Annotated in this window: 19 protein-coding genes; 9 read left to right on the top strand and 10 right to left on the bottom strand. The window is 60.6% G+C overall.

Annotation, left to right across the window (positions count from 1 at the left end; translation table 11 throughout):
- Nucleotides 1-34: 34 nt before the first annotated feature.
- On the bottom strand, nt 35-1,198 hold the full coding sequence (locus tag MU846_RS04220) for a sensor histidine kinase (protein WP_246948767.1): 1,164 nt from the start codon (nt 1,196-1,198) through the stop codon (nt 35-37).
- Nucleotides 1,195-3,258, bottom strand: coding sequence for an ATP-binding protein (locus MU846_RS04215; protein ID WP_246948766.1), 2,064 nt, complete (start codon nt 3,256-3,258; stop codon nt 1,195-1,197). Before MU846_RS04215 ends, MU846_RS04220 begins: the two co-directional genes overlap by 4 nt.
- A 489-nt stretch (nt 3,259-3,747) precedes the next feature.
- On the opposite strand from MU846_RS04215, the gene MU846_RS04210 reads away from it, so the two are divergent.
- The 5 genes from MU846_RS04210 to MU846_RS04190 all read left to right on the top strand — a co-directional run bounded on the left by MU846_RS04210 (nt 3,748) and on the right by MU846_RS04190 (nt 10,331).
- On the top strand, nt 3,748-5,133 hold the full coding sequence (locus MU846_RS04210) for a class II fumarate hydratase (protein WP_246948765.1): 1,386 nt from the start codon (nt 3,748-3,750) through the stop codon (nt 5,131-5,133).
- Nucleotides 5,134-5,238: 105 nt separating this feature from the next.
- Entirely contained in the window at nt 5,239-6,879 is a 1,641-nt protein-coding gene (locus tag MU846_RS04205; RefSeq protein ID WP_246948764.1) for a fatty acid--CoA ligase, read from the top strand.
- A gap of 408 nt (nt 6,880-7,287) precedes the next feature.
- A complete protein-coding gene (locus MU846_RS04200; RefSeq protein WP_246948763.1) occupies nt 7,288-8,613 on the top strand; it encodes a sensor histidine kinase in 1,326 nt (441 codons plus the stop codon).
- Nucleotides 8,614-8,623: 10 nt separating this feature from the next.
- A complete protein-coding gene (locus tag MU846_RS04195; protein WP_246948761.1) occupies nt 8,624-9,574 on the top strand; it encodes a response regulator in 951 nt (316 codons plus the stop codon).
- Between the two features lie 37 nt (nt 9,575-9,611).
- Nucleotides 9,612-10,331: a M48 family metallopeptidase gene (locus MU846_RS04190; RefSeq protein WP_246948759.1), complete on the top strand. Its 720-nt coding sequence runs from the start codon at nt 9,612-9,614 to the stop codon at nt 10,329-10,331.
- On the opposite strand, the gene MU846_RS04185 is transcribed toward MU846_RS04190, so the two are convergent.
- Complete coding sequence (locus MU846_RS04185) at nt 10,300-10,971, bottom strand: alpha/beta hydrolase (RefSeq protein WP_246948755.1); 672 nt, start codon at nt 10,969-10,971, stop codon at nt 10,300-10,302. The two genes, MU846_RS04190 and MU846_RS04185, sit on opposite strands and share 32 nt — an antisense overlap.
- 213 nt (nt 10,972-11,184) lie before the next feature.
- Between MU846_RS04185 and MU846_RS04180 the strand changes: the two genes are divergently transcribed.
- Nucleotides 11,185-11,721 carry a YbaY family lipoprotein gene (locus tag MU846_RS04180; RefSeq protein ID WP_246948753.1) on the top strand — a complete coding sequence of 179 codons (537 nt, stop codon included), beginning with the start codon at nt 11,185-11,187 and terminating at the stop codon, nt 11,719-11,721.
- 2 nt (nt 11,722-11,723) lie between these two features.
- On the opposite strand, the gene rapA is transcribed toward MU846_RS04180, so the two are convergent.
- The 3 genes from rapA to MU846_RS04165 form a co-directional block, all read right to left on the bottom strand.
- Nucleotides 11,724-14,585, bottom strand: coding sequence for an RNA polymerase-associated protein RapA (rapA, locus tag MU846_RS04175; RefSeq protein WP_246948750.1), 2,862 nt, complete (start codon nt 14,583-14,585; stop codon nt 11,724-11,726).
- A gap of 149 nt (nt 14,586-14,734) precedes the next feature.
- Complete coding sequence (locus MU846_RS04170; protein ID WP_246948748.1) at nt 14,735-15,133, bottom strand: HopJ type III effector protein; 399 nt, start codon at nt 15,131-15,133, stop codon at nt 14,735-14,737.
- A complete protein-coding gene (locus MU846_RS04165) occupies nt 15,130-15,534 on the bottom strand; it encodes a hypothetical protein (RefSeq protein ID WP_246948746.1) in 405 nt (134 codons plus the stop codon). Before MU846_RS04165 ends, MU846_RS04170 begins: the two co-directional genes overlap by 4 nt.
- Here MU846_RS04165 and MU846_RS04160 point away from each other — a divergent pair.
- Complete coding sequence (locus tag MU846_RS04160; RefSeq protein ID WP_306799240.1) at nt 15,533-15,952, top strand: GIY-YIG nuclease family protein; 420 nt, start codon at nt 15,533-15,535, stop codon at nt 15,950-15,952. The two genes, MU846_RS04165 and MU846_RS04160, sit on opposite strands and share 2 nt — an antisense overlap.
- Before the next feature lie 63 nt (nt 15,953-16,015).
- On the opposite strand, the gene cspE is transcribed toward MU846_RS04160, so the two are convergent.
- Nucleotides 16,016-16,216 carry a transcription antiterminator/RNA stability regulator CspE gene (cspE, locus tag MU846_RS04155; RefSeq protein ID WP_246948742.1) on the bottom strand — a complete coding sequence of 67 codons (201 nt, stop codon included), beginning with the start codon at nt 16,214-16,216 and terminating at the stop codon, nt 16,016-16,018.
- A 368-nt stretch (nt 16,217-16,584) separates the two neighbouring features.
- Between cspE and MU846_RS04150 the strand changes: the two genes are divergently transcribed.
- Nucleotides 16,585-17,988 (top strand): NfeD family protein, encoded by a 1,404-nt coding sequence (locus MU846_RS04150; protein ID WP_306799261.1) that lies wholly within the window; start codon nt 16,585-16,587, stop codon nt 17,986-17,988.
- A gap of 2 nt (nt 17,989-17,990) precedes the next feature.
- Entirely contained in the window at nt 17,991-18,731 is a 741-nt protein-coding gene (locus MU846_RS04145) for a slipin family protein (protein ID WP_306799239.1), read from the top strand.
- A 204-nt stretch (nt 18,732-18,935) separates the two neighbouring features.
- Here MU846_RS04145 and MU846_RS04140 read toward each other — a convergent pair whose 3' ends face one another.
- The 3 genes from MU846_RS04140 to MU846_RS04130 form a co-directional block, all read right to left on the bottom strand.
- Nucleotides 18,936-20,312 (bottom strand): WS/DGAT/MGAT family O-acyltransferase, encoded by a 1,377-nt coding sequence (locus tag MU846_RS04140; RefSeq protein WP_246948736.1) that lies wholly within the window; start codon nt 20,310-20,312, stop codon nt 18,936-18,938.
- 52 nt (nt 20,313-20,364) lie between these two features.
- The gene (locus MU846_RS04135; RefSeq protein ID WP_246948735.1) at nt 20,365-21,174 is read right to left on the bottom strand and encodes an SDR family NAD(P)-dependent oxidoreductase; all 810 of its coding nucleotides are present in this window, start codon (nt 21,172-21,174) and stop codon (nt 20,365-20,367) included.
- Nucleotides 21,175-21,526: 352 nt separating this feature from the next.
- Nucleotides 21,527-23,341: an acyl-CoA dehydrogenase C-terminal domain-containing protein gene (locus MU846_RS04130; protein ID WP_246948733.1), complete on the bottom strand. Its 1,815-nt coding sequence runs from the start codon at nt 23,339-23,341 to the stop codon at nt 21,527-21,529.
- Between the last annotated feature and the right edge of the window lie 77 nt (nt 23,342-23,418).

Here is a 23,418-nt window from a genome sequence, read left to right as displayed (position 1 = left end):
AACGGGTGCCGTAAGGCACCCGTTCCTGGCATATTCAAACGTGCGCACAGTCCGGGAAGCGTAAACGGAACAAGGTGTGCTCGCCCTGGCTGGATTCGCAGAAAATATCGCCGCCCATATTGCGCATTGCGCTGCGGCAAAATGACAAGCCGATTCCGGTGCCGGTGCGCTTGGTGGTATAGAAATCTTCGAACACCCGCTTGATGGCCTCGGGGTGAATACCGGTCGCGGTATCTCGGAAATGAAGCTCGTTGCCGTGAATTCCCCGGTGCAGGGAAATGTGAATATCCCCGCGCCCGGCCACACGCATGGCGTAGAGTGCATTTTTCAACAGATTATAAAGGATGAATACCGCCAGCACGTCGGAACCAAAAAAATCGAAGTTGTTGTCTGTGCTGAAGTGCACTCGTGAGGCGGTGCCCGGCTCGAACGGGTAATGCTTCAGTGCTTCTGTTACACACTGCACGATGCTGTAGACCGCGAAAGAGGACGTGTCGGGCTGTTCGGCGTGGGCGGAGGCAAGCAGCATGTCGATAACCATATTGGAGCGATCGACTTCCTGCTGGATGGTGTCGATGCCGCTTGCCATGCTTTGCAGCCGCCGATGACGGATCGGGGTTTCGACGCGGCCGTCCTGGAGTGCTTCATGATACAGCGCCATCAGCATCGGCCAGTGGCTGGCAATGGCATTGGCGCGCATACGGATGGTGGCCAGAGGCGTGCGCATCTCGTGTGCGATACTGGCTGCCAGCGCGATCAGTGTTTCGCGTTTTCCGGCAAGCAGCTCGATTTCCCGTTGCCGCCGGTTGAACGAAGCCATGGATTGTTCCAGCTTGTGCCGCAGCTCTTCCAGATGCCAGGGTTTGGTGATGTAACCGGAAATACCACCGTCGTTGACGGCGGCAACCGCTTGGGAAAGATGCGCGTGAGAGGTGGTGAGCAGGCGTATTGCCTGCGGCAATTTTTGCCGCGCCCACGCCAATACCTCCACACCAGTGCCATCAGGCAGGTAATGATCCGCGAGCACTACGCCGATCTCTTCGCCGCGTTGGCGTAACACGTCGAATGCCTGCTCCACATTGCCGACGGTGATCAGGTGAAATTCGCCGTAGGTCAGCTCGAACAGGCGGCGGATGGGCTCTTCGTCCTCGATCAGTAGAATCGCCGGGTGTTGCTGTTCCTGTCGAGCTGCTTTCATGTCAGTTCCCGAGGCAATGACGGAAGTTCAGTCACCGGCAGGCTGATATCAACTTGTGTGCCTTGTCCGGGTGTGCTTTGTATATCGATATCGGCGCGGTGCTCCTGAATAATACGCTGGACCACTTTCATGCCAAGCCCGGTGCCGCCTGCTTTGCCGGATTCCAGCGGCGCCCACATGCGGCGCAGTTTTTCTGCATCCATGCCGATACCGCTGTCGCTCAGAGTAAGTAGCACGCGGTGCCGCTCCGGCTGATAGCGTGTGTAGAGCATGATCACATTGGGGCGCTCCCGATCACCGGCCTCTACCGCATTCTTCAGCAAATTGATAAACAGAATCAGCAAATCATCAGAATCACCAATAACGGGCGGGAGCTGCTCGTCCAGATGCAACACCACTTCCGCTTGCCGAACGGGGAACAGTCGTAGCGCAGAGATCAGCAGGGCATTGATCGAAACCGGCCGCGATTGCCTGTCGCGCTTGTCTTGTAACACACGTAGCATTTTCTCCAGCAAGCCAAGCACACGCTGGCATTGAGTCAGTATTTCACTGCGCACCACATCGCTGCTCAGGTTGGATTGCGCGTACATATGGATGATGCTGATGGGTGCTTTCAGTTCATGCTGGTATTCGTTCATGGTGGCCATCAGGGAAGCGCTTTTCTGTGCCTTGGCAAGACCATGGCAGACCTGGCTATAAGCTTCGACACGATCAAAGGCGAGATCAAGTTGCCCGGGCAGGAATTCGATCAGATCAAGATCATCATGGCTGTAGTGGGGCGCATTGTCCTGTTTGCCGAGAAGCAGAACGCCGACAACTTCATTAGCACGCTGGATGCGCACCGCGCTGGCTGCCTGGTATTGCAGATAAAGCTGCTGCACGGACGCCTCGGCTTCACGGAAATAGACTACACCTTGTCCTGGGCGAAGCTGCCGAATAAGGGGATGATCCGCCGGTAGCGTTTCGCGCGGGTCTGCTTCGCCCGCATCCTGACGCCAGATATGGAAGCGGGCATCAGGCATATCGCCGCCCAGGCCAAAATCGGTGCGTATGAACAACGTGAGGGGTCTGATACGAGCATGGGTAGCCAGCACATCGGCGAGATCACGCACCAGCTCATCAAGCCGTATATGAGAGCCCAGCGCCCGCGTCACCGCCTGCACGACCTGTGGATAGGAGTAGCCACGGCGGCGACGTTGCAGCAGCCGGTCAGGCACGCCTGCCAGAAAGGTGCTTAATGGCCCGTAGGTTTCGCAAACGAAGACCAGGAAACTCAGCCCGAGGGCCCCGGCGAGCACCGGTGGCAGGTCGGTATCGCTCACGCTCAGCGCCAGAAAAGCAGCGAGATACAGGGTTGCGAACAATAGCAAGGTGGTGACGCGAGCGAGCCCACGACTCAGCGCAAGGGAAATATCCATCAGCTGGTATCGGACTGTGGCGATGGCCAGCAAGCCAAGGCTGAGCGCCAGAAAAAATACCCCTGGCGGATAAATTTCCACGCCGTAATTGCACAGGTAATCAATAGCGGCAAACAGGTAGATGAACAGGCTGGCGATGCAATAACGCAAGCGGGTGCGCTGGCGAGGAGCGGCGGTTTGCTGCGCCCGCCAGGTCAGATACAGCCCGCGCAGCACGACCACGCAGGTTTGCAACACATGAATAGGGTGCAATACGCCGGCTTTCGGATAAAAGCCGAAAAACATCTCGTAATAGCCGCGCACGAAGAGATCGCCGAGCAGTGTGAAGGCCAGCAGCGCTGCCAGGCCGTAGGAAGCATAAACACGACGCAGCTCATGCCGCTGCCCGGTAATTTCTACCAGAAAGTGATACAAGGTGGTGGGCAGGAACAGGATCGGCAGGTATCCAAGCCGGACGAGCCGCTCGGCCCACTGCGGATCATCAATCTGGAACAGCAGTGCCCAGGCGGCCTGCCAGGCAAAAGTGGTGCTGCACAGGACAAAAAAACTGAGCGTGACTCGATTGATTCTGGCGTGGCTGAGAACATAGCCGCCGTACGCCAGAAACAGTACTGCAATAGTGGCGGGGAAAACGGAATACACCAGAGCCTCGCTTTCACACGGCGACAAGACACAAGGGCTGGCGCAAGGCGCCTGCAGGGCGGTTGCGCACGGGCATTGCCTCGGTGGCAGCGGATAGTGTCTCATTGATGGCGGCCGCGCCCAATACTGCCACATTGGAATCACTGCCGGCGGGGCATTGCTGGCCCACTGCCGTATCAAGCGCCGACCTATGAGGCCCGCGACATGGGGAATATTCTGCCGTTTCGGAAACCGGCACAAAAAAAGCCGTCACGAGGTATGTGTCAACATGGTTTCCATAAATGGGCGGTATGCAAGGCCACCAGGTTCGATGTGAAACAGGGGCGGCTGGTGACGGTCTATCGTTGTGAGCGCTGCGGCAAGCAGAAGGTCAAAGCGCATTGATGCCGGACGAGACGCATTGGCGCCTGAAGAAACGGCCAGAGGATGGTAAACAGAAAGCGACGATCGGCAGGAAATGAATAGCAGCAAATGAGCAGGGAGACGGGCATGAGCGGATACCGGATCGAACACGATAGCCTGGGTGAAGTGCGGGTAGGCGAAGAGGCCCTGTGGGGCGCGCAAACCCAGCGTGCTGTGGACAACTTCCCGATTCATGGTGCGATGCCGGCAGCTTTTATTGCCGCGCTGGCGCAAGTGAAGTGGTGCGCAGCCCAGGCCAATGCCGAGCTCGGGTTGCTCGACGAGGCACGCCGAGCAGCGATCCAGCAAGCCGCAGACGAGATTATTGCCGGCCGCTACCCCGATGCCTTCCCGGTGGATGTCTTCCAGACCGGCTCGGGCACCAGCAGCAACATGAACGTCAACGAGGTGATCAGCCGCCTTTGCCAGCAACAGCCGGATGCGCCTGCCGTGCATCCCAATGATCATGTCAATCTGGGCCAGAGCAGCAACGATACGGTGCCCACCGCGCTTTATCTCAGCGCGGTGCTGGAGGTGGGCAGCAAGTTGCTGCCGGCGCTGAACCATCTGGATACGACGCTGGCAGCGCGCGCCTCAGAGCTTGATGATGTGGTCAAGACGGGCCGCACCCACCTGATGGATGCAATGCCGGTGACATTGGGGCAGGAGCTGGAGAGCTGGCGAGCGCAGCTGGGATTTGTTGTTGCCCGCTTGCGCGATGCACGGGACGGTTTGCTGGAAATTCCCCAGGGCGGCACAGCGGTGGGAACGGGCATCAATGCCCACCCCGAGTTTGCGCCGTTGTTCGCCCAGCACCTGAGCCAGCGCACGCACCATAATTTCACACCCATGAGCACCGCCTTTGCCGGCCTCGGCGCGATCGACCGGCCGCTGGCGCTGTCCGCCGCCTTGCGCGGCTACGCGGTGGTGCTGATGAAGATCAGCAATGATCTGCGCTGGATGAATTCCGGGCCTATTCACGGCCTGGCGGAAATCCGGCTGCCAGCAGTGCAGCCGGGTTCTTCCATCATGCCGGCCAAGGTCAATCCGGTGATCTGCGAATCGGCCTGCATGGTCAGTGCGCAAGTGATGGGGCTGGATCAGGCCAATACCATCGCCGCGCAAAGCGGTAATTTTCAGCTCAATGTGATGTTGCCGCTGGTGGCCGCCAATCTGCTGGAGATGACGGCAATACTCGCCAATGTGACGCGCATCCTCACGGATGGCGCCATCGCCGGCTTCACGGTCAATCATCAGGTCATCGGCGAGGCCGTGGGCCGGAATCCGATTCTCGTGACGGCACTCAATCCGGTGATCGGTTATGAGAAGGCAGCGGAGATCGCCAAGGAAGCGTTTGCTTCCGGGCGCAGCGTGCTGGATGTGGCCATCGAGCGTACCGATCTCGATCGCGAGGCGCTGGCGCGCTATCTTGATCCGGCACGGTTGACCCGGGGCGGCTTCCCCGGACAATGAAGCAGCAAAGACCGCATCGCTGACAAGCAGGCAGCGTGAGCGGCCGGCCGGGCTGGCCATTTTCTCTCGCATAACAATACAGCAGATATTCAGGAGTACAGTTGCATGACCGCACACGTCATTGAGCGCACCCCATCGGCCGTCGATCAGCCGCTGTTGATCGGCACGATTCTGGAAGCTGGCGTGCGCAGCGCGCCTGAGCAGGAGATCGTCTACGCCGACAAGATGCGCATGACCTATCGGCAAATGGGCGAGCGCGTCCGGCGCCTGGCCTCCGCTCTGGCAAGTGCTGGTGTGAAGCCGGGGGATACCGTGGCGGTGATGGACTGGGACAGCCATCGTTATCTGGAGTGTTTTTTCACTGTGCCGATGATGGGTGCGGTGCTGCATACCATCAATATCCGGCTGTCGCCGGAGCAGGTACTGTATACCATCAACCACGCGCAAGATGACGTGATCCTGGTGAACCGCGAGTTCCTGCCATTGCTGGACGCCATCAAGGATCGCATCGAAACGGTGAAGACCTTTATCCTGCTGGATGACGGCGAAGGGCCGGAGAGCAGCAGCATCCAGGCGCACGGCGAGTATGAGCAGCTGCTGGCCGCCGCCAATGCCGAGTTCGAATTTCCGTTGCTGGATGAAAATACCCGCGCCACCACCTTTTACACCACGGGCACCACCGGTTTGCCGAAAGGCGTTTATTTCAGCCATCGGCAATTGGTGCTGCACACCTTCGCGCTGCGCGCTGCCACATCAGGCGATGGCCATGGCCGCTTCAACCAGAGCGATATCTACATGCCGATCACGCCAATGTTTCATGTGCATGCGTGGGGCGTACCGTTCCTGGCGACACTGCTGGGCGTGAAACAGGTTTACCCTGGCCGTTATGTGCCCGAAGTATTGCTCAAGCTGCTGGTGACCGAGCGAGTCACATTCTCTCACTGCGTGCCGACGATCCTGCAAATGCTGCTTGCCAGCGACGCCGTCAAACAAGTGGATCTCTCCAACTGGAAAGTCATCATCGGTGGCTCGGCGCTGCCGAAACCGATGGCTAAAGCGGCGCTGGATATGGGCATTGATGTGTTCACCGGCTACGGCATGAGCGAGACGGGCCCGGTGCTGACGCTGTCACATTTGCAACCGCATATGGAAGCCTGGGATAACGAACGGCAGGCTGAGGTTCGTAGCCTGACGGGCCGGCCGGTGCCGATGGTGACCCTGCGTATCGTCGATGAGGACCTCAATGATCTCCCTCATGATGGCAAGAGCCAGGGCGAGGTGGTGGTGCGGGCACCCTGGCTGACTCAGGGCTATCTGAATGATCCCGAGCAATCGGAGGATCTGTGGCGCGGCGGCTGGTTGCACACCGGTGATATCGGCGTCATAACGGAAGACGGTTATCTGAAGATCACCGACCGGATCAAGGATGTGATCAAGACAGGCGGGGAATGGGTGTCCTCGCTGGATCTGGAAGGGCTGGTGCTGCAACACAGCAGCGTGGCGGAATGCGCCGTGATCGGTGTGCCAGATGCCAAGTGGGGCGAGCGCCCGCTGGCGCTGGTGGTGAAAAAGCCGGGCGCGGAAGTCACTGCAGAAGAAATCCGCGAGCTGGTCGCGGGCTATGCCGAGAAAGGCGTTATCTCGCGCTATGGTATTCCAGAGAACATCACGTTCGTCGACAGCCTGCCACGCACCAGTGTGGGCAAGCTCGACAAAAAAGTGATGCGCGCTGAACATATCGGCTGAGCTTCGGCCGGCATCCTTGCTGCCCCGGTGGAAGCCGGGGCGGCGCTCTCAAGTCCGTGCTCTCGAATCTGCGTTCTTGGAGCAGGGGCTCCCCGAGTTGCGCTCTCAAAGCGGGCGCTCCCGAAGCCGCGCTCTCAAGGCAGCGCAGAAGCGACGTCGGTGCTCGTGCGCCTGTGCAATCAGCCCGGGAAAAGCCGCTGCGCACTGCCATGCCACAGACTCTCACTGATCGGTGTCCTGCCGACATGATGGCGGCCTGCGCGCCGGTATTATTTCCTCTCCCTGCACCCAGATCGAGCGATCACTTTGTGCCCTCGGTTTTCACTTGCCTGTCATATCGCTGTCGCACCATGAGCTGCCCTGAAGGCTGCCTGTTTCTGGTAGCCCTGATGATCGGAATGCAGCAGTATGGCCGGCCAGCAAACTCCCACCCGTATCAGTGATCTGGTGATGCGGGTTCACCCGATACCCCCGCAGATGCGCGTCGCGGATGTGGCCGATCTGTTTTTGGCCGAGGCGTGCGCCGATCTGTTGTGCCTGCCCGTCGTGCGTGGCGGGGAGACGCTGGGGATCGTGTCGCGTTACGACATCATGCGGGTTTTCCTGCGGCAATACGGGCGCGAGGTTTTCGGTGCGCGGCCTATCGAGCGCTTCATGAATCCCTCGCCGTTGCTGGTCGAGCAGAGCACCGGCATCGAAGAAGCAAGCCGTTACGTGCGGCAGCACATGCGGCTCCCGATCACGGAAGATTTTGTCGTGGTGGAAAACGGCGAATATCGTGGCATGGGGATGGTCACCTCACTGCTGGAAAAAATGGAGCAGCGGGTTGCGGCACGCGGGCAGGCACTGGTGCGCGCCAACCAGCATTTGAAAGCGTCACAATCACACCTGGTGCAATCGGAAAAAATGGCCTCGCTGGGCCAGATGGTGGCGGGCGTCGCCCATGAGATCAATACGCCGCTGGGTTATGTGCGCAGCAACGTGGAGCTGGTGCGAGATTTTGCGGCACGCACGGCAACGGCGCTGGTAGCGAGCGGCAATCTGGTGCGCTCGTTGATGGATGAGCGCGCCACCGATGACGAAATCAGCCAGCACCTGGCAGTGGCCACGGCAGAGCAGGACAGTGTGGCCGAAACCGGCATTCTGGACGAACTGGATAATCTGTTCGACGACACGCTCCATGGGCTGGGCGAGATCAGCGAGCTGGTGTTGAACCTGCGTAATTTCAGCCGCCTGGATCGGGCCCGCGTGGATCGGGTCAACCTGAACGAATGCCTGGATAGCGCGCTCACTATCGGCCGCAACCTGATCAAGCAAAAAGCAGAAGTGGTGCGCGATTACGGTGACCTGCCGCAAGTCGAGTGCGCCGCGTCGCAGATCAATCAGGTGCTGCTCAACATCCTCACCAATGCGGCGCAAGCGATTGATGATTTCGGAGTAATCCGATTGCAATCGCGTGCTCTGGACGAGGGCGTCGAGATTCGCATCAGCGACAACGGCAGCGGCATGCCGGAAACCGTGCGGCAACGTATCTTTGATCCGTTTTACACCACCAAACCTGTGGGCCAGGGCACCGGCCTGGGGCTTTCCATTTCCTATCAGATCATCACTCAGCACGGCGGCAGCATTGCCGTGGCATCCACACCGGGAGCCGGGACGGAGTTTCGTCTGTGGCTGCCGCAACAGCAAGCGGCCACACAGCGCACGCCGGCAACCGAGGCTGCGGCGGGTTAAGGAGGCGGAGATGCAGCTAAAACCGACAGTGTTATTTGTCGATGACGAGGAGCGGATACTGCGTACCTTGAACCTGGCTTTTGGTGCGCGCTACCGCGTGCTTACGGCCAATGGCGGAGCAAGAGCGCTGGAACTGCTGCGCGAAAATACTGTGCAGGTGGTGGTCAGCGATCAGCGAATGCCGCACATGACCGGCGTTGAAGTGCTGCGTCAGGCGCGCGAGATGCAGCCTGCCGCCATGCGCATCTTGCTGACAGGCTATGCCGAGCTGGCGAGCATCGTCGGCTCCATCAACGACGGCGAGATTTTCCGTTACGTGCAGAAGCCCTGGCAGCTGGATGCGCTGCGCAACACACTTGAAGAAGCCGTGGCCATTGCCGAACAAAGCGCGGCGCCGTTGCTGAAAAAGCATCAGCCACAAAAAACGGGTAACGAATCCACCGCCGCGCCTGCCGGCACAGAGGACGATGGCGCAATCGTGGTGCTGGATCAGCGCCCGGATCTGTTCGAGCTGATTCGCGACAGCCGACCGGGCCGGCCAGTCCTGAGCGCCGGCACACTGGATGAGGCGCTGGCGCACATGGCCGAGCAACCGACCGCCGTGCTGGTCACCGATCTGAATTTGCCGGAAGGCGATATCACCGATGCGCTGCGATTGTTGAAGGCTCGCCAGCCCGAGCTGGTCACCATTGTCGTCACAGCCTTTCGCGACACCACGCATCTGATCCGACTCATCAATCAGGCGCAGGTCTATCGCGTGCTGCCGCGCCCGGTCAGCCGCAACATGCTGTTGCGCGGGGTGGAAAGTGCTTTGCGACACCACGGCATGATCAGCGCCAGCCCTGCCCTGTTGCGCCGGCATCGGGTGGCCGAGGCCAACGAGGTAGCGGTGGATAACGGTGTTGCCAGCCGGGTACGTGGTTATCTGGATCGGTTGCGCGGCCGCCCGGCGCCGGTCTGACGCGTCGCTTGCCGGTCGCCTGGGTTATACTTGCGGCATGTTGCCAGATGCTTTCGACTTGCCGCCTTACACCATTACCCGCACACGCCGCCGCTCGCTTGAGCTGCGTGTGTTCCCCGATGCCCGCGTGGAAGTGCGGGCGCCACTTCATGCTTCTCCCGCAGATATCAGTGCCTTTCTGGCCGGCCGCCGCGACTGGCTGCGGCGCACGCTGGTGCGCATGGCCGAGCGGCCGGGGCCGCTGCGTTTGCAACTGGCGGAGGGCGCGCAGCACCCGTTTCTGGGCCGGCCGCTCACGCTGCGGCTGGCCAGCGGTGCGCGAAAAGCGGTGCGGCGAGAGGATGAGCTGTATCTGTCTGCGCCCTCGGCGGAGCAACTGCCTGCGGTGTTGCTGAGCTGGTATCGAGCGCAGGCGTATCAGTATTTCGAGGCGGAAATTGATCGCCACTTTCCGTTTTTCGCCGCCCGAGGCCATGGGCGGCCGACCTTGCGCGTGAAACAGATGAAAAGCCGCTGGGGTTCGTTGTCCTCGCGGGGCTTTATCAATCTGAACCTGGCGCTGATCCGGCTGCCGCCTGCCTGCCTGGAATATGTGGTGGTGCACGAGCTGTGCCACCTGGAGGAAATGAATCACGGGCCGCGCTTCAAGGCGCTGATGGATCAGCGCCTCCCCGACTGGCGAGCCAGGCGGCTGCTGGTGAACCGGCTGCCGCGCATCGAGCTTGTCAGCGCAGAATCCGGCGCAGCCATTGGCTGATGTCGGCCACCTGCTCCGGGCACACTTCATGTTCCATCACATAGCGACGTAGCGTCACCGGGTAGTTCAGATCGCCGAGCACCTTGGCCGCGTGAAGGCCGAGGCTTTCCGGCACCACATGATCCCGGGTGCCGTGGTGGATCTCGATCGGCAGGCTGGCGTTGGCCGGGTGTCGTTGCACGCTGCGTTCGGTGGCAAAATAACAGGACATTGCCAGCAGGCCGCCCAGCGGCTGCGGGTATCGCAGTGCTGCCTCGAAGGCGACGGCGCCGCCTTGGGAAAAGCCGGCAATCACGATCCGCTCGGCCGCCACACCGCGCTCCCGTTCCCGCTCGATCAACGCGGTAATGGCATCTGCTGACTGTAACAGCCCGACTTCATCAATGCGCCGTTCGATATTTGCTTCGAGGATGTCAAACCAGGCGGGCATGGTAACGCCGCCATTGATGGTGACCGGAATGGCCGGCGCGTGCGGGAATACGAAGCGCACCGGCATTGAAGCGGGCAATTTCAGGGCCGGCACGATCGGCTCGAAATCATGGCCATCAGCGCCCAGCCCGTGCAACCAGATGACAGCGGCAGTGGCGGGCTCGTCCGGGTTGATCTCCACGCACGGCAGCAGAGGCTGAAGCAGAGTCATGCGGTTCTCCAAGGCTGTGGATAACTTTGTGCATAAGCGGTGTAGGGCCGGTGCACAGCAAGTGGACAGTGTAACAGAGCCGGGCACGGGCCTTCGCTACCCGCTGTGAAGCGGGCCATGAGCGGACGGCGAGAAGATGCGGCGGTGGTTGAGCCTGGTGGTGTGGCAGCGCATGATGGCAGGCAGTCCTCAGTGTACAGGGAGCGCACGTCAATGAAGCTGAAACGCATGATAATACGGGGCGCCGCGCTGGTTTTGGCGCTGATATTGGCCGGTTGTGACAAGCCGGAGGACAAGGATCTGGCGGCCACGCCCGCGACACCGCCAACGGCCAGTGAGGCGGGGGACGCACAGCCCGCGAGCCTGGAGCTGACCGGCACACTGGTCTATCGGGAGCGTGAAGCGCTGCCGGAAGATGCTGTCATTACCGTGCAGCTGGTACGGGCGGCAGATGTGGATAACCTTGCACCGGACGGTGCCGGTGGCAGTGTGGTGGCCGAGCATCAGCAAGCGGCCGAAGGCCGGCAGGTGCCGATCCCGTTTTCACTTGTTTATCGGGGCGACACGCGGCAAGCAGAGGATGATTACGGTCTGTGGGCAGAGGTGCGGGATGGCAACGGAGAATTGCGCTGGAGCACCCTGCGCCTGCATCCGGTGCCTGCCGGCAAGTCGGCACCGGTGGAGCTGTTGCTGGGCAAGGTGCATTCCGCGGCCGAGCGGGTGCCGGCCGAGGATGTGCTGGCGGAGTAATTTCAGCTGGCCGCCGCCACGATCACGCGCACGGCGGCGAGCTGGCAGCGGGCCTCCGCCAGATGCTGACGTAGCGCATCGGTTTGCCGATCAAGGAAATCGATCTCTTCCTGGCGAATCGCCGGGTTCTTCTGTTGCAGTTGCACCAGCCGGTTACGTTCTCCGTCCTGATGCGTCCGCATGGTTGCCAGAGCTGCCTGGATAATCTCCTCGGCCTGAGCATTGACGCGCTGTTGATCGTTGGCGAGCAGCTTTTCCAGCAAGGCTTGCTGGCTATCGACGATCTTGCGTGCCAGCGGCTTCTCCATCTTGTGGCATTGCTGGCTCAGGCCGGGAAAGCTGATCGCCTGGCTCAGATCACGGCCCTGTGCATCCAGCAGGCTGCGTATGATCGTGCCCGGCAGGAAGCGGCTCGCCTGCAAGGCGCGAGGCGCACTGCATTCCACGGTGTAAAACGCTTCGATCAACAGCGTGCCGGGTTTGACTTTGGGGTTGCGCAGCAGCGCGACGCTGGCCTTGCCACGATCTTCGCTCAGCACCAGCTCGATGGCGCCTTGCACCATCGGGTGTTCCCAGGTGAGAAACTGCAAATCGTCGCGGCTGAGTGCGGTGGGGCGGTGCGCGGTAACGGTGATGCCTTCCTCCGGCAGATGCGGGAACGGTTCGATCATGTGCGGGCCGGGCTTGAGAATGATGGCGTGCTCGGAATGCTCCTCCACTTCGACGCCGAAACGCTCGAAGGCGCTGTCCATGAAGTCGCTGGGCGGTGCGGCATCGGCGTCGGCCAGATGCGCAATCAATGCCGCCGCTTGCTCCGGCTGGTGCGAGCTGAGTTCCAGCAGCCGGTCACGGCCTGCCTCCAGCTGGCGTTGCAGTTGCTGCGCGAGCGTGCGGGTATCCTCCACCAACGCCGCTCGTAGCGTTGTGTCCTTTGGTGAAGCCAGTGCGGCATCCAGCTGCTCCCGGCTGCCGGCAAGGATCTGTGTGCCGGCAGGGTTGGTGCGAGTGAATGCTTGCATACCCTGATCGTACCATTGAAACAGCACTTCCTGAGGGTGGTCGCTGAAATAAGGCACATGAATCTGAATGTCTTGCGTCTGCCCGATGCGATCCAGGCGGCCGATACGCTGTTCCAGCAGATCCGGATTGCGGGGCAGATCCAACAGCACCAGATGGTGTGCAAACTGGAAGTTGCGGCCTTCGCTGCCGATCTCGGAGCAGATCAGTGCCTGTGCGCCGTCCTCCGGGTCAGCAAAATAGGCGGCTGCGCGGTCGCGGCTGATCAGGTCCATGTCCTCATGGAACACGGCCACGTTCATGCCCAGCTTGTAGCCGCACCAGGCGTGCAGGTCGATGGCGGTTTCCTTGCGCGCACAGATCACCAGCACCTTGCGGGAGCGGTCCCGGCGCAGAAACTCCGCCAGCCAGCTGACACGTGGATCTTCCGCGCACCAGCGGTCGTCATTGAATCCGCTTTCCGGGTGCAGCGCATCGTCGGGTTCGCCGTTTGCATAAAACTCGGGAAAGGGCAGCGGGATGCCTTCCACATGGCGCTCTGGGAAGCCCTCGACGTGCTTGCGTGTGTTGCGGAACAGCACGCGGCCGGTGCCGGAACGATCCAGCAGCTCACGCAGGATTTGTGCGCGCCGGCTTTCCTCTGGTGCAATATCGGGCAGCAGCGCCTGCAGGCGTGCCTTGAGATCGGCAGACCAGATGCTGTTATCGACCAGCTCGCCGGCCAGCGCGGCAATGCGCTGGTAATCCTGCTGCTCGCTGCGAAACGCCTCCAGCGTTGGAAAACGATCGGGATCAAGGAGATGCAGCCGCGCAAAATGGCTTTCCACGCCGAGCTGCTCCGGGGTGGCGGTCAGCAACAACAGCCCGCGTGCTGCTGCGGCCAGCCGCGCCACGCGCTGGTAAGCATCGCTGGGTGCATCCTCTGACCAGCTGAGGTGGTGCGCTTCGTCCACCACCAGCAGATCCCATTCGGCGCTGGCCAGCTGATCCATGTTGCAGTGCGCCAGAAATTCGGTGCTGCACAGAATCAGCTGTTCGCTCAGGAAGGGATTCTCGGGGGTGCTGGCGACGCCGCTGTGCTCTTCCTCCAGCAAGCGGGCAAACATGTCGCGCACGCTTTCATCGGGCTGCAATGCTTCCAGCCGCTCCCGATCGAAGATGCTGAAGTGCAGATTGAAACGGCGCACCATTTCCACAAACCACTGGTGCACCAGCGGTTGCGGCACCACGATCAGCACCCGGCTGGCGCGGTGTGTGTGCAGCTGTTGATGCAGGATCAGGCCGGCTTCGATGGTCTTGCCCAGGCCCACTTCGTCGGCCAGCAGCACGCGCGGCGCAAAACGATTGGCCACTTCGTGGGCGATCCACAACTGATGGCCGATCAGATCAATGCGTGGCCCACGCAGGCCCAGCACCGGCGACTGCTCCGCCTGGGTGCGTGCATGCAGGGCGGCAACGCGCAAGTTGAACCAGTTGTTGCTATCAAGCTGTTTCGAGAACAGGCGATCCGTGACGGCGGACAGCTCCACCTGATAACCGAGCTGGCTTTCCGGTACGGGGCGCAGCGCAGCCGGATCATCTTCAGGCGCGGCTTGGTATATCAATAGCTGATCGACCTGCTCCACCGCACTGACGATCAAGGCATCGCCGGCTTGTGTCTGGATGCGATCACCCGCGGCGAAGGTCATGCGCGACAAGGGGGCGTTGGCTTTGGCGTAGGTGCGTTCTTCTTCGCAGGCAGGGTAGAACACGGTAACCAGGCGGTAATCGAGGTTGACCACGATGCCCAGGCCCAGCTCGGTTTCGGTTTCGCTGAGCCAGCGCTGGCCGATGGCAAATTCAGTCATTGAGTTTTTTTTGCGTCGGGCCGGAGATCAGATTCTCCAGCGTGGAATCAGGGTAGCCATGACAAGCACGGCACGATGGGCCGATCCATATCGGGGTGCAGGGGATTATACGGGGTTTCGGGGGGCCGATGCATGGCCCCCGCAAATAATCACTCAGGCGTTCTCGGCGCCAGCGCCTCGCCATCGAACTGGATACCGCTCCAGCCGTGGCGCATGAACACCCGGATATTGGGGTGATTGCGGCCATTGAGCTGATCGAGCACATCGTTGCGATAGAAGCGCCCAAAGCATGCCAGCGTCCGTGCCGTGTTGAGATCGTGCAGCTTGGCGAACGCGAATATGCGGCACGCGCCTTCGTTCTCGCCTGGGTTGTTGATGACCTGATCGCCCTTGATGCCGTTGGTAAAACGAGTGGGCGTATAGTCGTAGTGAGCATCGATTACCGCCATGACCTGCTCGAACTCTATCTCTGCGGGATGGCTTTCGAGCATCTGCAACAGCGTTTCTTCAGTCAGGTGTCGAGCGTCGGTAACAGTCGTTGTTGTCATAAGTCTGGACCTGTAACGGCTTCCGGTTTGGCGCCTGAAAAGGCGGGCAGCATTGGATTGCAGTCCCTCAGGATAACCCGGCCTTCCAGTAGATTCCCCCGTGCATATTCGCTAAATATACATACATTCTCTTGCGGGTCGTAGTTCTGGATCCACAGGTTGTCGCCCTTCCAGGTCGCTCCCATATGCAGCTGGCCGGCCGGTACGCGGATCGCCATGCTGCCGCCCCAGCGCTTGACGAACATTTGCTCCAGATAGAAGTAATAGAGCAAAGTGCTCAGCACTACCAGAATGACCGCAAGAATCGCTGCGGGTTTCCATTTGCCCAGGCGGGCGCCCAGGCCGAACAACACCAGAAACACCAGTGCGGCGACACAAAACCAGTAGAGATAGGAGATCATGCCTCATTCCTTGATGGCGACCGAGGCTGAAATGATAACATGGACTGTTCGGAGGGACGGCCTGCGAGCGGTAAAAATGACACAAAAAGCGCTGCCAGCGTCATGGCATGTATACATGGTGTGCTGTGCAGACGGAAGCCTTTATACCGGTGTCACGACAGATGTACCACGGCGCCTGGCGCAGCATAATGCAGGGTCGGCGGGTGCACGTTATACCCGGGCACGCCGCCCGGTGACGCTGGTGTGGCACGAAACGGCAGCCAGCCGCAGTGCTGCGCAGCAGCGCGAGGCAGCAATCAAACGCTTCAGCCGCGAGCAAAAGCTCCGCCTGCTCGTCGGTGACAACATCAGCCAGAATCAGCCAGACATAGCCGGGACGAGCGCAGCCTTTGACGGCTACGGGAGCAGCCGCAAATAAATAAAAAAAGCCCCACCGAAGTGAGGCTTTTTCTTAGCTTGCCATGGTTACTGGCCTGAAAAATCAGACAACAACGTTGGCAGCTTGCGGGCCTTTCGGACCCTGCTGGATTTCATAGGTCACTTTCTGACCTTCGTGCAGGGTTTTAAAACCGGAGCCCTGAATTGCGCTGAAGTGTACGAACACATCTGCGCCGCCGTCGTCCTGAGTAATGAAACCAAAACCCTTGGACTCGTTGAACCATTTAACAGTGCCGGTAGCCATTGAATCTATACCTCAGAAAACCAATAAAAATCGTATGTGGCGTGCAGTCTTCGGGGATTGGGGCGTTGAGGAGGTAACACGGCGGGAACGACCAAAACATCCACTGCCTTCCTTCTGCAGCTTTGGCCACCTTACGCGGTTTCCTGAGGCTGTGCCAGTGTTTTTTTATGCCCGTGTCAAGCTCTTCTCAGAATGCCGCTTGTGGTGAAACGGCGGCCTGTATAGCCTTGTCCTATAAGGGATTTCCGGTGGAGGCTGAACGACATCAGCGGTCACCGATTTTCTCGGCTGTGGCGCAATGCCCTGGCAACAGGGCCGCGTGACCGCCCCGATCTGGCCAAAGCCGTACAGGAGGGCCCGCTGTGAACCTGAGCCGACACCCTGTTTCCCGTCGCCGTGCGTTGTTTGCCCTGTATTGCCTTGGTGTTGGCGCACTGCTGGCGTTAGCCGGGCTGGCGGTGCGGGCGGCGGCGCCGGCGCCAGTCGTGGTGCTCACGGTAGATGGTCCGATCGGGCCGGCGACCAGCGATTACTTTCAGCGTGCGCTGGCACAAGCGCAGGCCGAGCATCAGGCGCAATTGGTGGTCATGCGGCTGGACACACCCGGCGGGCTGGACACCGCCATGCGCGATATGGTGCGCGCCATCCTCGCCAGCGAAGTGCCGGTGGTGGGCTACGTCAGCCCCGGTGGTGCACGCGCGGCCAGTGCCGGCACCTATCTGATGTATGCCACCCATATTGCCGCCATGAGCCCGGCCACGCATCTGGGCTCGGCCACGCCGGTGCAGATTGGCGGTATGCCGGGGCAGCCGGAAACAGAAGAAGCCGACAGCGAGCCTGATGATGAAGGCAAGCGTCGCGGCGGCACGGCGATGGAGCGCAAGGTGCTCGAAGACGCCGTGGCGTATATCCGCGGTCTGGCAGAGCGGCGCGGGCGTAACGCCGACTGGGCGGAGCGAGCGGTGCGCGACGCGGTCAACCTTACGGCGGCGGAGGCGCTGGAGCAGGGCGTGGTGAATATTGTCGCCCGTGATCTGCCCGATTTGCTGGCGCAGCTGGATGGCTACGAGGTCACGATCAATAACGACGCGCGCATCCTGGCGACTTCCGACGTTGCGTTGGTGAATATCGAGCCAGACTGGCGTCATCAATTGCTGGCGGTCATCACCCATCCGAACATTGCTTATTTCCTCATGCTGGTAGGCTTCTACGGCATCATTTTCGAACTCGCCAGCCCTGGCAATATTTATCCCGGCGTGATCGGCGCGATTTGCCTCGTGCTGGCGCTCTACGCCTTTCAGGTGCTGCCGGTGAACTACGCCGGCCTGGCGCTTATTGTGCTCGGCCTGTTGTTCATCATTGGCGAGGCATTCTTGCCCAGCTTTGGTGCGCTCGGTATTGGCGGGGTTGTCTCTTTCGTATTTGGCTCGGTGATTCTGATGGACGATGCACACCTTGCGGTATCGCTGCCGCTGATCGGAGGCGTGGCGCTGGTGGCGGCCGGCCTGATGCTATGGACCATGACACGGCTGTGGTCGCTGCGGCGCCGGCCGCCGCAAACCGGAGAGGAAGCGCTGGTCGGTGCGACGGCGGTGGCGCTGGGCGATTTCGATGGCGACGGCCGCGTGCGTGTGATGGGGGAATCCTGGCTGGCGAGCGCTGCCGTGCCGGTACGTGAAGGAGACAAATTACGCGTTGTCGCTGTCGAAGGGCTGCGCCTGCACGTTGAGCCGGCCGGTGTGGCTGGCTCAGTATCACGCAAGGAGGATTGATTATGGTTGCCTATCTCACCCCACTTCTTTTTCTGCTCGGCCTGATCGCCATGTCGGTGCGAGTATTGCCGGAATACCAGCGTGGCGTGGTGTTCTTCCTTGGCCGCTTTCAGGCGGTGAAAGGTCCCGGCATCGTGATAGTCATTCCGGGCGTGCAGCAGATGGTGCGGGTGGATCTGCGCATCATCACGCTGGATGTGCCCAGCCAAGATGTGATCTCCAGGGATAACGTCACCGTCCGTGTGAGTGCAGTGCTGTACTTTCGTGTTGTCGATCCGCAGAAGGCCATCATTCAGGTGGAAGATTACTATTCCGCCACCAGCCAGTTTGCGCAGACCACGTTACGCTCGGTGCTCGGCAAGCACGATCTGGATGAAATGCTTTCCGAGCGTGACAAGCTCAACGCCGATATTCAGGAGATCATCGATGCTCAAACCGATAGCTGGGGCATCAAGGTGCAGAACGTGGAAATCAAGCACGTTGATCTCAACGAGAGCATGGTTCGCGCCATTGCCCGCCAGGCGGAGGCCGAGCGGGAGCGGCGGGCTAAAGTCATTCACGCAGAAGGCGAACAGCAGGCAGCAGAAAAACTCGTGGAGGCGGCCAACATCATGGCGGCTTCACCGGGTGCCTTGCAGCTGCGTTATTTGCAAACGATGAATGACATGTCGAACAAGAACGCCTCCACCATCGTGTTCCCGTTGCCGATGGATATCATGGACGTGTTCCGGCCGAAAACCTGACGGCAACTGACGGGCGAGCGCACAAGGTTTCGCCTTGCCGTTGCCAAGGGTGGCCAAGGTTTTGCGTTGGCGCCCGAGGCCAGGGCGCCGCGTTGCACAGTCGGTTGGCGCGTATGGACTTTCGGCGCACCAGTTCTCGGCGGCGTTGAAAACCGGACGCCAGTGGGCGAGCGGACGGCAAGACGGCAAGAGCAGCGCTGCCGGTTATTTCAACCCGGCAGCAATCTCCAGCTCGCGGAGGGCGTGCTCCAGATAATCCAGCAGCCGCTGCATCGAGGGCAGCGTGCGGCGGCAGCCGATGATGCCGAACTCCAGCTGGCCGATATAACTGGTGAGCGTGATATTCAGGGCAATCTGGTTCAGCGCCACCGATACCGGGTACATGCCCTCCAGCCTGGCGCCATTCCAGTACAGCGGTTCCTTCGGCCCCGGCACGTTGGAAATGATGACGTTGAAAGCTCGCCATTCCGGCGCCAGCCCGGTCAGCAGATTAAGCCCCGTCGGTGCCAGCATCAACGCGGTGAGATTGAGAATTTCCGCCGGCGTCATTTGCTTGTAACGGGTTTTCGCTTCCTCTACCGATGCTTTGATGGTGCGCAGGCGGTTGGTCGGATCTGCGATATGCGTGCCCAGATTGGCAAGGATCATGGCAATCTGGTTGCCGCCGGCGCTGTCGTCCTGGCGCAGGTTCATCGGCACCATGGCGACCAGGGGTTTGTCGGGTAGCGCGTTCTGGCTGATCAGATATTCGCGCAGGGCGCTGCCGCAGACGGCCAGCACAATATCGTTCAGCGTGCAGCGGAACGCTCGGGCAATGGCTTTGAAGCGCTCGGTGTCATAAGACTGCGCGGCAAAACGCCGGCTGCCGGTAATGCGCTGATTGATGATGCTTTGCGGTGCCTGAAAGATCGAAACGTAATCCGGGTCGTGGCGCGCTTTTTGCGCCATCTGGTACACCTCTCGTGCCAGCGCAGGCACCGTGGCCACCTGTTTGCTGACTCCGGCGGTGAGCCGGGCCAGCCCGCTCACGGCGGCCACCGGGTTGGCGGGTAGCTGCATCCGCTCGCGGCGCTTGGGCGTGTTTGCCCATACCGGCGGCAGATCGCGCTCGGTGGGATCAGTCGATAGCGCCCGCATACCCATGCGCATGGCGGAAATTCCATCCACCACCGAGTGGTGGATCTTCGAATACAGCGCAAAGCGGCGGCCACGAATCCCTTCGATCAGATGCACTTCCCACAACGGCCGCTCGCGATCAAGCAGGTTGGAGTGTTCGGCCGACACCAGTGCCAGCAGCTCGCGAATGCGGCCGGGCTTGGGCAGTGCTTCGTGGCGGAAGTGGTGGTCAATATCAAATTGCTTGTCTTCCACCCAGAAATTCTGGCCGAAGCGCGTCAGCAGACGCTGGTTGAACGGTGCCACCGGGCAGCAGTGCTCACGCATGGATTGCGCCAGATCGCTGACGTACTTCGGCCCGGCATCCTCGGGAAAGCTGAACAGTTGCAGGCCGGCAACGTGCATCGGCTGCTGGCGGCGCTCCAGCCACAGGAACAACTGATCAACCGGTGTGAGAGCTTTCATCGGAGTTCCTTCTGCTATCTATCGCTGCTATCTGTCGTATTCATGTTTTTTGTTATTGCTTGCCTTGCCAATATTTCATTGACGATGCGATGCCGGAGCGTTTTGCCAGCGTATCCCAGACGGGGCCGGGCAGCGCGCCCTTGAGCAAATCAATGCCGCGCACCATGGGCGGCTCGACCACCAGCGGGCGCCGCTGCCGGATACCCCGCAGGATCGAGCGCACTACTCGTTCGGGTGTGAGCATGGGCGAAAGCAGCGGCGTGCGTGCACCCTCGAACATGCCGGTGCTGATATAACCGGGGCAGACGGTGGTGACCGCCACATTGTTGATACGACGCTCCTTCAGCTCCAGGCGCAGCGACTCGGAAAAACCGAGCACGGCCCATTTGCTGGCAGCATAGGTGCTGCCAAATGGCAGGCCGATATAGGCGCTGGCACTGGCGATATTGACCAGATGCCCCTGGCTCGCGGCACGCAGATCGCCCATGAAAGCGTGCGCCATCGCCATCAGCCCGAGCGTATTCACTTGCAAGGTGTTCAAGTGATCGGCCAATGGCACTTCGTCGAAGGGGCCGCCAAAGACGACACCGGCATTGTTGATCAGGATATCGATGGTACCGATGTCGGCATGCAACTGTCTGCGGAACGGATCGATCTCTTCCAGCACACTCACATCCAGCAACCGCGCATGGGCCTGCCCGCCAGCCGCCAGCACGCGCCGGGCGACGCTTTCGATCGGTGCCCGTCGCCGCCCGGTAACGATGACTTCCGCGCCCTGGCGGCCGAGCTGCTCTGCCAGCAACGCGCCAATGCCGGAACCGGCGCCGGTAATGAGTATCCGTTTGCCTTGATAGTAAGACATTGCCCCTCTCCCTTGGGCTGCCGGGATGAAGGCAAAGACTAAATGAACCTGCGCGAAATGCCTATGCAGGCTGAGGGCTGGCCGACGGCCGCACGGTCAGTGTGGTGGCGGGCACATGGATCGGGTGCTTGTAATGGCGTCTCAAGGCGGCAACGGATTGGCGAGGAGAGCGGTGCGTCGCAGTGCACAGGCGGGTTTCCATCCAGCGGGGTGTGCATCGCCGAAGAACATCTGGTGAATCATGAATGGCTGATAGCGGGCCGGCATCAAAACAAAGCGGGCGCCGATGTGCCGGCGCCCGCTTTGCCTGGGCAGCGCTTGCTGCTCGCTGCTGCTTGCTCGTAGCGGATGTTTACTCGTAATCGAACGAGAAGTGCTCCGGTTTGAGCTGCATCATCACCTTGGTCGGCTTGAGCATGCTGTCTGCATGAGCCTTGGCTTGCGGCAGCATATGCTCAAAGTAGAACTCTGCGGTGGCCAGCTTGGCCTGGTAGAACTCTTCAGGTTGCTCGCCGCCGTTGGCGATCTTGTCCTGTGCCGTGGCAGCCATCACCGCCCAGAAGTAGGCCATCATGGCGTAGCCGGAATACATCAGGAAATCGACACTGGCGGTGCTCACCACATCGCGGTTCTTGGCCGCAGTGAGCATGATACGCGTGGTCAGGTAATTCCACTGCGCTGCAATCTTGAGCAGCTTCCAGGCATATGGCCGCAGCTTGGCGTTGGTCATGTTGCGGGTGCCGAAATCCACCAGCTTCTGGCTGAACTCCCGCACACACTTGCCACGGGTCATCAGCAGTACTTTGCGACCAAGCAGATCCAGTGCCTGAATGCCGGTGGTGCCTTCGTACAGCGTGCTGATGCGGGCATCACGGGCAATCTGCTCCATGCCGTGCTCACGAATATAGCCATGGCCACCGAACACCTGCATGCCCAGGTTGGCGCACTCAAGGCCTTTCTCGGTCAAAAACCCTTTCAGGATCGGCGTCAGGAAGCCGAGCTGGCCGTCCCAGTATTCCTGCTTTTTCTTATCGCCTTCGAGGATGCCGGCGATCATCTGATCCGCGTATTGCGCGGTGAAATACAGCATTGCCCGGCCGCCTTCGGCGACGGCTTTCTGGGTCAGCAGCATGCGGCGCACATCACCGTGGTGGATGATGCTGTCGGCGATCTTGTCTGGTTCCTGCTTGCCGCCGAGAGCGCGCATGGAACGACGCTCCTTGGCGTAAGGCAGCGCCCCCTGAAACGACAGCTCGGCATGGCACACGCCCTGCATCGCGGTGCCGATACGGGCGGAGTTCATGAAGGTGAACATGCACTCCAGGCCCTCATTTTCCGGGCCGATCAGGAAGCCGGTGGCATCGTCGAAGTTCATTACGCAGGTGGCGGAGGCTTTGATGCCCATTTTCTTTTCCAGCGCACCGACGCTGACGCCGTTGCCTTCACCGATCTTGCCGGGCAGGTACTTGGGTACGATGAACAGCGAGATACCTTTGGTGCCCGGAGGCGCATCCGGCAGCCGCGCCAGCACGATGTGCACCACGTTTTCGGTCAGATCATGATCACCGGAAGAAATGAAGATCTTGGTGCCGGTGATCTTGTAGCCGCCATTGCCGTCCGGCACCGCACGCGCCTTCACCTGGCCCAGATCAGTGCCACACTGGGGCTCGGTCAGGCACATGGTGCCGGCCCAGATACCCTCGGTGAGTGGCGTGAGGTAGGTGTTCTTCTGCTCGTCGGTGCCGTGCAGCATGATGGTATTCATGGCGCCCAGCGACAGGCCGGGGTACATGGCGAACGACCAGTTGGCAGTGCCCAGCATTTCCTGCTTGAACAGCCCCAGCGACATCGGCAGGCCCTGGCCGCCGTATTCCACCGGGTGCGACAGGCCTTGCCACCCGCCCGCAACATATTCTGCATAGGCCTCCTTGAAGCCCTTCGGTGTTGTCACCTGGCCGTCTTCCAGCTTGCAACCTTCCTCGTCACCGCTCTGGTTCAGGGGGGCGATGGTGTTCTCGCACAGGCGGGCACATTCCGACAGGATCGCATCGACCATGTCCGGGGTCGCTTCCTCGCCGTTGGGCAGGGTCTTGTAATGGCTCGCATAGTCGAACACTTCATTGAGCAGGAAGCGCATGTCGCGCATCGGTACCTTGTACTGAGGCATGGTGTCTCCTTTTACTGTCGCGGCTACAGGCGAATTCAGTGAGCGCCTGCACGGCGCCTGAGGCGCCAGCAGATCAA

This window comes from Alcanivorax quisquiliarum (genome assembly GCF_023051175.1).
Taxonomy (GTDB): Bacteria; Pseudomonadota; Gammaproteobacteria; order Pseudomonadales; family Alcanivoracaceae; genus Isoalcanivorax; species Isoalcanivorax quisquiliarum.
This window is presented reverse-complemented; position numbering and strand designations above follow the sequence as displayed.